The 13,654-nt window shown below is 33.2% G+C and carries 11 protein-coding genes; all 11 read right to left on the reverse strand.

From position 1 onward, the window contains the following. Positions 1 to 2,122: 2,122 nt before the first annotated feature. Positions 2,123 to 3,205: an AAA family ATPase gene (locus CLOCL_RS14420; RefSeq protein ID WP_041715189.1), complete on the reverse strand. Its 1,083-nt coding sequence runs from the start codon at positions 3,203 to 3,205 to the stop codon at positions 2,123 to 2,125. 89 nt (positions 3,206 to 3,294) lie between these two features. Further along, positions 3,295 to 4,806: a P-loop NTPase family protein gene (locus CLOCL_RS14425; protein WP_027621809.1), complete on the reverse strand. Its 1,512-nt coding sequence runs from the start codon at positions 4,804 to 4,806 to the stop codon at positions 3,295 to 3,297. 119 nt (positions 4,807 to 4,925) lie between these two features. Further along, positions 4,926 to 6,746, reverse strand: a complete 1,821-nt coding sequence (locus tag CLOCL_RS14430; protein WP_052306601.1) for a TnsD family Tn7-like transposition protein — start codon at positions 6,744 to 6,746, stop codon at positions 4,926 to 4,928. A 22-nt stretch (positions 6,747 to 6,768) separates the two neighbouring features. After that, on the reverse strand, positions 6,769 to 7,056 hold the full coding sequence (locus tag CLOCL_RS23690) for a hypothetical protein (protein WP_338029014.1): 288 nt from the start codon (positions 7,054 to 7,056) through the stop codon (positions 6,769 to 6,771). 12 nt (positions 7,057 to 7,068) lie between these two features. Beyond that, complete coding sequence (locus CLOCL_RS23695; RefSeq protein WP_338029015.1) at positions 7,069 to 7,356, reverse strand: hypothetical protein; 288 nt, start codon at positions 7,354 to 7,356, stop codon at positions 7,069 to 7,071. Beyond that, positions 7,298 to 8,419, reverse strand: a complete 1,122-nt coding sequence (locus tag CLOCL_RS14435) for an ATP-binding protein (RefSeq protein ID WP_338029016.1) — start codon at positions 8,417 to 8,419, stop codon at positions 7,298 to 7,300. The genes CLOCL_RS23695 and CLOCL_RS14435 overlap by 59 nt, the downstream gene beginning before the upstream one ends. Continuing rightward, positions 8,412 to 9,296, reverse strand: coding sequence for a Mu transposase C-terminal domain-containing protein (locus tag CLOCL_RS23280; RefSeq protein ID WP_014256041.1), 885 nt, complete (start codon positions 9,294 to 9,296; stop codon positions 8,412 to 8,414). The genes CLOCL_RS14435 and CLOCL_RS23280 overlap by 8 nt, the downstream gene beginning before the upstream one ends. Positions 9,297 to 9,310: 14 nt before the next feature. Further along, complete coding sequence (locus tag CLOCL_RS23285; protein WP_014256042.1) at positions 9,311 to 10,576, reverse strand: DDE-type integrase/transposase/recombinase; 1,266 nt, start codon at positions 10,574 to 10,576, stop codon at positions 9,311 to 9,313. Beyond that, complete coding sequence (locus CLOCL_RS14445; protein ID WP_014256043.1) at positions 10,573 to 11,418, reverse strand: heteromeric transposase endonuclease subunit TnsA; 846 nt, start codon at positions 11,416 to 11,418, stop codon at positions 10,573 to 10,575. The genes CLOCL_RS23285 and CLOCL_RS14445 overlap by 4 nt, the downstream gene beginning before the upstream one ends. A 564-nt stretch (positions 11,419 to 11,982) precedes the next feature. Beyond that, positions 11,983 to 12,852, reverse strand: coding sequence for a hypothetical protein (locus tag CLOCL_RS14455; protein WP_014256045.1), 870 nt, complete (start codon positions 12,850 to 12,852; stop codon positions 11,983 to 11,985). Beyond that, positions 12,849 to 13,643, reverse strand: coding sequence for an ImmA/IrrE family metallo-endopeptidase (locus CLOCL_RS14460; protein ID WP_014256046.1), 795 nt, complete (start codon positions 13,641 to 13,643; stop codon positions 12,849 to 12,851). Before CLOCL_RS14460 ends, CLOCL_RS14455 begins: the two co-directional genes overlap by 4 nt. Between the last annotated feature and the right edge of the window lie 11 nt (positions 13,644 to 13,654).

Below are 13,654 nucleotides of genomic sequence, written 5' to 3' on the forward strand. Positions count from 1 at the left end.
AGTTATATTCTCTCTCTTGACTTTCTCCCGCCCCGGGCTTTGAAATACAAATACGCTTAACTCCGGCTTCTCGTACTAATCAAAAACTTCATCAGATTTTGATTAGTCTCCTCGATAACTCTTTCTCCTTACCTTCAGGTAATCTTCATTAAAGCAGTAAGATCCGGTACTTTCTTCTTTAGCAATATCCGGTATATAATTCGATACATGAGCCTATGCTTAACATCAGGCAACATTTTCACAATTCGTTCCCATATAGGATTAAGAAACATTATCCATACATATACACGAACCGGCACAGTTGATCGTATTCTTTAGATATTGAATCTTATTATTACCGGAGTATTGATAAGAAGAATAGAAAACATAAGTAAAGATGCCTGAAAATGGCTCTAAGGAACTGGCGAAAAAGCATAAATGTGACAATCCTGGTTGTAAATCCAGCTATGGAAAGGCAGTCTAAGCTCACATTGAAGATGGCATCCGCTGATTTACACAAGTGTCCAGATGCTTAAAACTTAAGATGAAGGCACGTGTCAAAATCCTTAATCAGCCATACGGTGCTCAATAACGGATTAAAGTCCCCTTATTCAGGGATACGAAAAACTTCTTTGTGAGAAATTCTTTGATTTGCATGTTCCAATATGCAAAAGACTTAGCTAAAGTCTATAAGAATTTATGTTACCAAAAGCTGTAGCTAAATCCATAGGAAATTAACTCCTTATTCCTATGCTCAGCGAAGCATTACCATTTTGTGGAGGTAAACTCTTCCTATCAACTAAACTTTTTTCAATTTTCAATGTTCATTCCTTTACCTATTTCTTTACTGCCAGTTGCTGGCACATTTTTGGTGTTCTTACTCAATTTATAACAAGTTACAGAACATCAAAATTATATCTAAATAAATGAATAAAATCAATAAGCATCTCACTTCTCTCAATATTTATATAATGAAACCAGAAATTAAGACAGACAAAACGTTCAAAATGTATATTTAAAATAAACTCCGCTCCAAAGCGAAATCGCTCAAACTCTTATCCCATCTAACCTCAACCCTATTCTCCTAATTTCATCCATCTAATAAAGTCGATTCTAAAAATCCATATTTTCATTCCATTTAATAACATTTATTTCTTAATTCTTGTAACAATTTTTAAATAAAGTCGGTTCCAAATAGGGGTAAGTTGCAAGGGGCAAAATTATATGGTTGCATTTCCTCACGTGCTTTTTCTATTCTTTTTTCAATATATAATACTCTCAATCCCTTTCAAATCGTTTTCTTCAGCCTTATTACTTACCCCTTAACTCTCCCTACAAAAAATCAAATCCCGCAGCCAAGCAGGTTTTCTCCTGCATCTGCTGCGGGATTTTGGAACGGACTTTATTTTTATAGAGCGAACTTTATTATTACGGAGTGAACTTTATTTGAATTATACAACACGTGTATATTTAAAATAAACTCCGCTCCAAACGACTTTCCCTCAAACCCTTATCCCTTCTCGCCTTAGGACCATTTCCCTAATTCTTTCCATATAATAAAGTCGGTTCTAAAATTCCATATTTTCATTCCATTTAATAACATTTATTCCTTAATTCTTGTAGTAATTTTTAAAATAAAGTCGGTTCCAAATAGGGATAAGGTGAAAGGAAAAAGGTATAAGGTTGCATCTTCTTATGTGATTTTTCTATTATTTTTTCAAAATATAATAACTCTCAATCCCTTTAAAATCAATACTTTCAGTCTTATCCCTTATGCCTTAACCCTTTCAGTCCCTTTTCCTTCCAAAAAACAAACCCCGCAGCAAATGAAGATTTCTCCTGCATCTGCTACGGGATTTTGGAACGAACTTTATTTTTATGGAGCGAACTTTATTTTTATGGAGTCGAGTTTATTTTAAATGTACATAGTTAAATTCAAGCCTCAAGGATTTAGTATAAAGGCTATATATATAACTCATTAGTCATACTCATTAGTTTTCATAGTACAAACATATTTCAATCTAAAACCTATTATAATGCACAAGCATAAAATAACAATTTAATATCTTGTTGTCTTGAAACTTTTATAGTTATCCCTAAATATGTAACATTTTAATCTTATAAATTAATACTGTCATTAATTTTATATTATCTCTGAAAGAAGTTTAAAATCTTGTGTCCATCTATCATCTTCATCAAACCATTCAAAATCCTCAATTTTAGAAATGTCTTGGAACTTACTTTTGTCAACTTTTTCTAGATTTTTTTGTCTTCGAATTTCATTTTTATCACTTTCAGTTAAGTCATAAAAATTTTTAATATTCCTAACACACTTAACTTTGCTAAAAATATCTCCTATAGTTTCGCAGTCCAAAGAAATACTTTGTTCACTCCAAAAATGATTTTCTTGATTTAAAATCGACCAGTAAATATGATTACTTTCATCCATAAAATAATTATATATATGTTGTAATTCCGGATAGCAATCACAAGCAGCAGCAAAAACTTTTGATAATTCATATTTATATACTTTATCCTTAAATTTAACGTCCGCCACGCCATCGGCCATTGTATAAATAATATTTTCTAATAAAATTCTCATATAAACTAAAGCCGTTCTACAATCCTTTTTCTTTATACTTTCCTGAATTATCTTTTCAAAATCAATGTTTTTTGTATTTTCAATAACCATGCATTTATTTTCAAATATAAAAGAAAGTATTCTATTTCTATTCTTCACAGAATTAACCAATTTCTCCCAAAACAATTTATCATGCGTAGTAATAATCAATTGCTTATTATATGGTGCCTGCATTTCTTCACACAAAACATTAATAATATTAGACCTGTGTTCTATATCAATAGCATTTACAATGTCATCCAGAATTAAAAAGTTAGTATTAAATTTTCTAGTTACAGACATAAGAATAGCCAGTCCAAAACATCTTAATTGACCTTCACTTAAAACCCTCAAAGGGTCCAATTTAGGACCATTTTTTGTAAATTGAATATAAAACTTAAATTCTTTTTCGCTATCTTTTAATTCAACAGTTTCCATTTTTTCGTTGGTTTCGAATTTATTATAGTATTCTTTAATTAAGTGGCTAATATCTTTTAATTCTGCACTTAATTCCTCTATATAAAAATAATTTAATGCTTGTTCAAACTCCTTTATATCTTTTAGAAATGAATCTTTTAATTGGTTAGTTTGTTGTTCTTTTAACACTTGAATTTCTTGTTCTTTTAATTGTTTTTCGAAATGTATAATTTGACTTTCGATAAATTGATATTTATTATACTCATCTCTGTGATTTTTTAAGTCTTTTTTAAACTCTCGAGTTGTTGATATCTCTTTTTTAAAGCAGATAAATTTTTATATTTAGAGATTAGTTTATCTTCCACTTTTCCATTTAGTATATCTTTTTTAAAATCATCAAATTGATAATCATTGATATATTTTAATGTTTTTGAATATAGTTTTTGACTTGCTGCTGCTATTTCATCACTTGCTTTTTTTAGTTGAAGTATACTATTCATACTCTCAAGTTTTTCTTTAACTCTTTCTAAAAGTTTTTGTCCATATAAATTATTCCCTCCACAAAGAGGACATTCTTTACTATCATTTGTAATAACTTTTTCTGCTGCCAGATAAAACTCAATTAAATTATCAATATTTTTCGAATTAAAAAATTGATTTTTTAATTCGTTTATGTTATCAAATTGTTTTCTATGATTGCGAACATCCTTTACTAAATTTTCTATTTCGTTTGCCATATTTATACCTGCATTTATTTTCTCTATTTCTACTGTTACTTTGTCGTAAATGATTTCAAAATCTTTATCATCATCTATACCCAAACTTTCTATTATAATCTTATTGTCATCATTTACTTCAAATATTGGTTTTTTAATTCTTTTATTAATTAAGTCATCTAATTTAGTTTTTATTTCCTCATATTTTTTTAATGCCTCATTTTGCTTTCTATACATTTCATCTTTACATTGACTATCATACTTTTTCCAACCAATTTTTATGAAATCACTTAAATCATCTAATCCTATAAGTTTACCATATGCTTCTCTATTTTCAGAACCTCGAGATAGAACAAAATTTTCTAACCGATTACGTTCTATAAAATGTTTTTCAAAAAACTCTTCATACAAATTTATTCTATTTCTTATGTCTGCTTCTAAATCATTAGAATCATCACTAAAAATTTGTACATTATTATCTTTTTTATTTTTTATGGTTCTTCTTATTTTAACTCTCTTAGGGGGATTATAGGGTTCAAATAATTCCACTTCCGTGAAACCTTCTTTAGAATCCGTATTTAAAAGATATTCTGAAATATTAGATATGCCTCTTCTTTTTTGTTCAGCCACATTATTTGTAAGTGCAAATTCAATGCTCTCAGTCAGGCTACTTTTACCTTCTCCATTCCAACCAAAAATTACAGCAGATTTTCTGTCTTTAAAGTCTAAAGTAGGTTGTAAGTAACATTCACTATTTTTGGTTTTATTACAGTATTCAAAAATATTTACAAATCCTTTAATTCCGTTAATTGTTACCTTTGACAAATATATTTTTCTATCAATATTTTCAAGTTCGTTATCTGATTGCTTCTCATGGGAACAACTATCATAAAAAGATTTTTCAATTTCACCATTAATTATTTTTTCTATTTTTTTATTAATAAAATTGCTACAAAAGAACCTTCCTTCTTTTAAATCTAATATTTCATCAAGATGCTTTTCAAAAATTTTAAATACAATATTATTCTCAATCTTTTTATTTTTGATAAATTTTAATAACCTATTTTTTAACATAACACCACCCTTGTCATTTAATTAAATGATATTATCTATATAAAATTATACATCATTTTTTATTTCAACAATATTCTAATTCTACCATTGTTTACTTATAATTTATAAGTTATATAGAGTCAATTTCGAATTCCAGCCTTCCTCATTATCTTCCACAACTGAAGTTCTTCTCCTTCCTTCTCCAATTCGTTAACTGCCCAGCGAATCCTCCTTAATCTAAAGTCATGATTAGTCTCTTTAACAGAATCCAGGTATGCTTTTGTCCTCGGAAGTTTATCTAAATACTTTTCAAGCAAGCCTCTTATACCTAATTTACTACCAATTAGACTAATAGTAATCCTTTCAGGCTTTTCGTCCGAATTCAGCATCTTATCAACTACTCCTTTTATCTGAGACAATATCTCATTATCTCTTTGGTTCCAATCAACTCTGTTGTTTGCTACATTAGCCACTTTTTTATCAGGCGAGTTCTGGTTTAGCCATTCCCTGTCATTTCTATAAAGCCATGCAAATAAAGCCTTATCAACTTGCCGTAATTGCGTTTTCCCCATCTCCGGATATTTCTTTCTTAATTCATTCCACCTTTCTCTGTAGTAACCCTTGTCGAAATTCATTAAAGAATAACTGTTCTCTTCATTATCATATACATCATCAGCCTCACTCCGCTTTTCCCAGTAAGTCGTTAATCCAAGTTTCTTAGCATACTTCTTAACTGTAATAGGGTCTACCCCTAATAACTTTGCTGTTTCTCTTAAACTTAACTTTCGGTCTAATAATTCTTTGAGTTTCTCCTCCCATACTTGTCCAAACTTTTTTATCCTTCCGAATCTATATCTTGCATCTTCAGACTCATCTGGCCCACTTCTTGTATAAACAAAACCGCAAGTACAAGAAAAAGTCCCAACAGGGCATTTTGAATCTGTACTGTATGCAACTTTTAAGTTAGAAACAACCGGCTTTAGGTAGTGTTCTGACGCTGCATTCAGGCAAGGCCAAGGTCCATTTCCAAAAGGCTTATATTCCATCTTTTTATTAAATAAATCTTGAAGTGAAATTCCAAGAAAACGGGAAAGAAGCAGATGTCTTATTGGATGAGCAGTCTTGTTTTTCTTTCTTATCATATCCATTAACCAATTTGAATCGTTATCTACATCAACACTGGACTGCACCATATCTAAAAATTCTTCACCATAATAATTAATAAACTCTTTTATAAGCCTCTTTCGGTGCACTTTTCCATTCACAGTTGCAAATCCCATTTCCGTCATCTTTGCAAGATACTGCTCTTTATACCACTCTATATTTCTCTTTTCAAAATCACTGTTAAGTAAAACCTGAGCATCCTCTGTAAGCCTAACCAGTTTTTCAAAAATATCATCAGCGTACATCACATCAATATCTGGCTTTACACAGTTCTCTTCGCTTGCAGCCTTATATTGGTATTTATTATATCCCCTGACCGGTACCAGGCTATTATATAAAGGAACATAATGTTTTGGGCATACCAGTACCCCAGGAATTTGATGAACTCTATGCCAGTATAACTCTCCGTACTGCAACTTATCTTCTTCAGTACATGTAGGACAAAACTTAAAATACTGGTTTAATACTATAGAACAGGCCATAATTCCAGTCCGGGTATATATGCTTCCTCCATTTTCCCCTTTCATTGATTGAAAAACTTGTTCTGCACGCTCAGGAGGCAAGAAAGCAGAATAGAACGGAAAAAGTGTATGATTTTTAATAAGATATTCTTCGGTATACCTGGAATTAAGGGGCATATTATTGACAAGGTTATGTATATTGGAAGGCAAGTCCATCACCGCTGTTACGGAAGTTGACCCAAATAGGTCTCTCATTGTCGCCTTATAACTTATATTTCCACTCCTCACATGGTATCTTGCAAGGACGCTGTATAATACTTCATCCTCATATGGCACAGGAAAAACGTCATCATATGCGCTACACCGCCTTGAAAAAGTCTTTTTCTACCTGCTTAATAAGCCCTTTTTCTTTTAATGATTCATAGGCTGATTTTTTATTTCTCCTGCCCTCTTCCACAATAAACCTTATATCATTTTCATCCATATTCTTTGCTTTACTTTTTTCCTTTTGTTTTGATTTACCATTGGTTGCTATCATTTGTACAGCCTTTATAACAATCTCAGAAACTTCAAGCCCTTCTTCATTATCAAGTACCTTCTCAACTGCTTTTTGAGCCTTTTTTGCATCAATATTTAAGTCCAGCAATTTAAGAATTGCCTATTCCTTCTTTGAAAGATTGACTTCCTCTTCTTTTTTCTTTTGCTGCTTTTGAAGCATTTTCATCCTCATGTCCCAATATACTGACTGTTTGCTTTTGTCCACAAATCCCATAAAATCAATGTCTACAGTGCAAATATCTTCATATTTTGCGATTTCTTTAATATTTCCCGATTTTAATGCTTCCAGCATAGGACGAACCAATTTTAAATTATCTTTTGCAACCTGCCTAATCAGATTTGCTGTGATAACCTCTTTCCCTGAAAGAATAGCCCGTATTTGTGACATCGCATAAAGTTTTACCGCAATGTCTATAATGTGACTCTTCATAGAGAACATCACTTAATTCAGGTGTTAGCGGTACTTCCTTTTTGGTCCATTGATAGTCCCAAAATGCATTGATAATCAGTTCCCAACTTTTATCTTTGCTCAACCTCTCCCAAATCATATCCCCTTGTCCGCTACCACGCCTTGCCTGACGGAATTCAGATTGCAAAACTGATAATGCTTTTGTTGTACCAATAAGTACAGTAGGCACTCCGATAGTATTTACAAGGGTGACAAAAAAGTTAAGCATCTTTTCGTCCCCTCCGCTTTTTGTACTGCTCAGATGTTGAATCTCGTCAATTACTAATACTCCTAACGCTGTATTTCTGGCTATCTGAGACATAACGGAGAGCATAGTGTCTACTGTATTCCTACCTACCCCGAATTTCTTATGATAGTCTGTACCCAACAGGTCATCTACCTTATGGAAGAACTCGATACACAGGCCTTTCAAAGAACCATCAAAAGGACAGTCCAACTTAAGCCAAACCAGTTGGTACATACTAAAATTGGTATTATTATATTCCGAATGTACAATTATCTGGGGATAAAGAGATAATACACGGTTGATAGCAGTTGTCTTTCCCATTCCACTTACACCTATAATAGTAAATCCCGATGCAGTAGTCCTGAAGGATGCGTTGCTGCTTAACTCCCATTTCATGCTTTGTATAGCCTTATATCCGTCTTGTAGGCTTTCAGCATAGGAAGGTTTAAATGGGTTACGTGCCAGGTATCCCTGCCTTATAACCCGGCTTATCCTGCTTTCAAGGTCAAAATGAATACTCAACGGCTGAAAGCACTGGAACAACCGCTGTACCATATGAATGCGGTAGTGGTCATCCAATCGTCTTTCCTCTGGATTATAGCGGGGATATAGAGATAGTTTCTCCACTACCTCTTCCTTAGAGTAAACCGGTGGTAGTGCTTCAATAAATGGATTCCCGCTATATTCAGGTATCAACTGTTCCTTGTATTCTGCAACTACAGCATTAGCACCGTTAGGTATTATTACTTTATTCATGGATTTTCTTCAAAGCCTCCCTTTGTTTTCTTATCAAAAGGCTTATCGTATCATTCTCGTCCACCTCTTCCTCCTGTTCTGCCCTGCTAAACGGTATAACTTCTGCATTACTTCCTGTTTCTTTTTTATCCAGTTCAAAGGCTTCTTTCTCCCTGTTTAACATCTTTTCTAATCTCCTGTTGTTTTTAATCCCTCTTTTACGTTTTGAATCACTTTCATTTGATTTTTCTTCCTTAAAAGATTTTTCTGCCTCTTTTGCAATACTTTCAATTTCAGTAATTAAATCAACCTTTGCCTGCAATTCCTTATCTTCTGCAATTTTTATTTGAAGTTTCTCCTCTTCAAGAAGGTATTGAATTTCCTCAAGATTTTTATCTTTATACCTATCTTGGTGTTCCAGAAGAAAACATTTCTCGAAGTCCATGCTATTTTGCTCTTTGACATAAATATAGTTCATATTGCGGGGGTCATAGGAAACATCAATTTTCCATGTTCCTTTATTTCTCGCCTTTTCAAACCATCTCTCCTTAAGAGTTTTTGGTGAAGCATAATACAAGCCTTTGAATTTTATCCCCTTTACCGTTACAATTGCTGTTTCTGATGGCATAAGATTTAGTTTAACGATATCCTCTGATACACTCCGCAATTTTCCCGCACGGTTCGCAATCCCCCAGTTCCATATTTCCCGTGGAATGCATTCTACTTCATCAGCAACCATCATCTCTTCCTTGCCATAGTTTTTAAGGTAATACTGGTTATTATGGTACAAGGCACATTTTATGATTATCTGTGTAAACTGGTATATATCCAATTTGGCATCCAACCTGTAATCCCTGTCGCCACGCTCTCTCACATCAGGGTCAACAGTACCAGGCAAAAGCGGTTTTACCCTTAAATTAGTAATTCTGAAATACTGTTCAACAATTGCTTTCCAGTCTGCCCGATATGGGGGATATTCTGTATCTTTACATGTAGAGCATTAATAAGGTTTTCAACATTTTTACCTTCAAGTTCCCCTCTGTCAGCCAAAATGGACTCTGGCAAGTGGTGGACAGGCCAGTCCTTTTCTTCAATATCTATTCCATATTCTTTGCAAAAGGCAACTTTGTCGGACGCTGCATTTGCAAGAGCCATCATGGCCCCTATCCAACTCGGACCCTCTAAGCCAACATAAATACCAACAACCATTCTGCTGAAAACATCTAAAACTGCGTAAATCACCGGTCTTCCAATTATCCAGTTCCTGTTATACCGGCTCACAAGGTAAATGTCGCCTACAGTTGCATCAATCTGATAGATACTTCCTGGCGCAATTGCTTCGGAAGTTGTATTGCCTAAAAGGGGTCTATACTGCTGCTCATATTTTTTACTGCTTTGTCTGGATGAAATTTGCTTTTTTAAATTGATATTTTTATAATACCAGTAACGGAATTGAGCATATGTAGGAACCTCACCCATAGGTTTTATTACAGGAACTCTTATTCCGTTTTCTATCTTAAATTCATCACTGAAGAATTCCTTTCTCATCAGTTCATATGCAAGTTTAAGAGAATTTTTGGCGCTTGTGTGATAGTATTTATTGATAGTGACATTGAATATCCTTTTTATTTCTTCATCTACATTGATTCCCTCACCCACCAGTTCAGCATTTTTTCTTCTGCGCCCACGCTTTTTGTTTCCTGCCCGTCTTTCTTTTCCCGGGCCTCCGCATAAATAGTAGTCCGGAAGCAAGGCGTTCTTTGTTTTCCCTCTTTTCCAGAATCGTTTTAGGTAATTTGAAATAGTTTTGGCATGCAAATTATAAATAGCCGATGCCTTTAATACGAGTTTTCTCCGTTCTTTCTTATAAAAAATAACAGGTTCAATCACAACCAGTTCCTTAATTACTTCCCATGCTTTATCACGTATTTCTTTTGATTTCTCTGATAATTCTCCTTCATCAATAACCTTAACAAACGGGTCGCTATCTAATATGTTTGCAATCCCCTGCTTAATGCCCTCTTCAATATCAGAAATATACCTTAGGAAAGGACTTTCATTTGAATATATGTTTATAACATATGCAATGTTTTGCTGCCTATCAAGCCATAAAACCCTTTCTATGCTTTCTTTATCATTATCATGTTCCCATTTGATTAATGTATTTACCGCTATCATAGGATTCTCACCCTTTCTGTTAAACTGTGATTTATGATTTCTATACTCCGGGTCGAATTATTGAGGTCGATTTTTTTATTCATGTCCACCATTATCTTTTTAAGGGCAATTAAGCGCTTAAATATGTATATCCCTGTACCTGTATCCAAATTAAACAGCCTGTCAAACTGCACAGTGAAATTTCTAATCGATGTATTACTTCCTGCTAATTTCTCAATAAAAGCATTACAGTAATAGTCAACCTCTTCATCTGTAAGTCCTCTTTCATCGGAAGGATACAAGGATGAGTGAATCCACTCTATATTCTTCGCTTTGACCACTGGAATCTCTTTTTGTGTTACTATTCCCCAATCAATATTTTGGCTCTGCCAGTATCTCCTCTCTATTTCCAGCCTTTCTAATGCTGTTTTGCGCTCAAGTTCATAATCTGCTTTAAGACTTCTGGCGACATATGTTATCCTCCCGTTTGGTTTTTTCAGGGTTATAAAAAATGATGTGGATAAAATGTATGGCGTCCCTGTATCTTTATCTTTAAATAAATCAAAATTTAAGCCAGCCTTGTTTTGCATTACTTCTTCACAATCAAATAAGGGGTAATGTTCCCTGATATCTAAAACATCATCCTCCCATTCCAACAGATAAAAATACCGTGCTTCCGAATCCGTAAAAAAATGATGAATTCTTTTTGTTTTCCATCCAAATACACGTGTAACCCTTCCTTTGCTGGGGAAGTCCTGTACAGTAAGCCAGGGCTTGTAATCCTTGCCTTCCCCCTGTCCTCTTCCTTCCTGTATCCATTTTTTAAATTTATTTTCATCCCAATCTATTTTCCGTTTAGCCATGCAGATACCTCCCGAGTTTAGGAGTTAAAGGTTAAGGTAGATAGGTTAAATAAATTGATTAACTTTGTTAGAACCCCAGAATCTTTACTTCTTATCCCTTATTCTCCTATCCTGAATAAATAAAAAATGCCATCGACATCAGTTAGACACCACAAGGGTGACTGTGTCAATGGCACTTAGTCCATTTCCTTTAAACCTATTCTCATTATATCATGGACCGACTTTATTTTAAACGTAAAATCTGACTTGAAATAATATGCAGTAGTCGGATAAAATTCTGTGCAACCAACATAAGGAGGCGTTTTATGAGGTATAGTGTTTTTTTGACTATAATATTGGTAATTCTCATGAGCATGTTTTTGTTGCCATTTACCATTATTGCAGAAAATATGTTTATCCGCTTTATTGCAGGTTCCCTACAAGGCATATTCCTTATTATGCTTCTTTCTTTTACCATAAAAGCCCAATCATACTTTAAAAAGGATAAGAAATATAAAAAAATAAGAAAAAGGTTTTGGTAGGCTTAAAATCTACTAAAACCTTTTTTACTATAGTTCAGTATATTCAAAAAATTAAATGTATCATGCTGTCCTTTAACATTTCTAAAAATGCTGCATTATCTATTAATTTGTCTTGCTCCTCAATTGAATTATCCTGTTTTTTTCTCGTAAATTTTATTCTTCTCGTCTGCCTGTAACTGTCCACAAAGACATCAATATTATTTTCATTTATATATCCAAGCCTTGTCCATTCATAAATCAGAAAATCATTCGACTTAAATGTTATGGAAGTATTACTTCTATTTTTAAATCGCTCATCCCCATAAAGCATTTCCTTGGCCTTAGAAATAAATTCATAGGTATCCCTGTCACTGCTAAAGATAGTAATATTATCAATACTTTCACTGTAATAATAGGAAAGAATATAACTTAGAACAGAAATAGATATCTCTCCTGCATTTTTCCTTTGAATTCTGCCGTTTGAAAGTTTCCTCTGGTCTAGTCCCTCTTCATAAAATATGTTTAGCCATTCTTCATAGGGTTCCAAGTCTTCTACAGGTCTGTTTTTTAAGATGTTTTTCTTGATAAAACTAATTAGTCTGCTCACATTGTAGCAGCAATACAAAAACAGATAGTATAATTCTACTTCTTTGTAATCCACTAATATTAAATAATCAACTTCATCTATAATTTGGACCTTCAAGTAATGTTCTAAATCATTTATGTAACTTTTTCTATTATCACTATCACATACCTCAACCCATACCCATTGAGGAATAAAAATAATATCATACTGGCTAAATATCTTTTCAGGGCTGACGCTCCCATGTACCCAAGTCAAGAATTCAACAGAGTTGTTATCTAGGATGCAAACTTTGAGAGACTTGCCCGTGGAAAGGAATTTTTTTAAATCATTTATGCCTTCTCCTTTCATTTGGCAAGCCCCTCCACTCCTTTTTTAATTTTACTCTTTAGTTTGAGTAGAAACTGATAATTATCTTTATGATGGGAAACATCTGGGTTTTCTTTCATAGCATTTTGTATCTTTTTCTCTAATCCCCCCAAACTTACAACAAATGAGGGTTTTACTAACTCTGAATCCAATTCCAAATCTATAAATTTTTGCACTAAGTCATCGGGTTTATTATCAAAATGCTCAAGAATTTTTTCTTTTAAATCCAAATCATTATATTTTATAACGGCTTCTTCAAATAGTTCTATCAGTACTGCCTTATATGGTGCCTTATATACATCCATGCATTTTATAACTCTGTCAATAAAATTTTCATCATCTAGTGAATAGTAGTAGTCGTACACATTGCCAAAAATCATTTTTGCAGCAAAATAATCTGCTCTTCTCTCATTCAAATCCATATCAACAGCAATATTATGGGTCTCATCCATTAAACTGAGGTCATAGAACAAATGATATATTTCATGCCATGCAACAAAATATTGGTAGACACGGGGCTGTGCTGTATTGATAACTGGTATTTTAATACTTCCCTTTGTAATAATAGCCCCGCCCCAATACTCATCATCAATAGGAATCTGGATTAAATGCTTCTCTTTTAATACCGAAAAAGACAGTTTATCCTGTCCCGTTACCCTCGACTTATTAAATCTGACTGTAAAATCATTTATTAATCTTAATATATCATCTTTAATCAGGTTATTTTTTTCAATAACCTGCTCAAGATTATTACTCGTTATTAATTCCGACATAATCTGCACCT

Source organism: Acetivibrio clariflavus DSM 19732 (assembly GCF_000237085.1).
GTDB classification, from domain to species: domain Bacteria; phylum Bacillota; class Clostridia; order Acetivibrionales; family Acetivibrionaceae; genus Acetivibrio; species Acetivibrio clariflavus.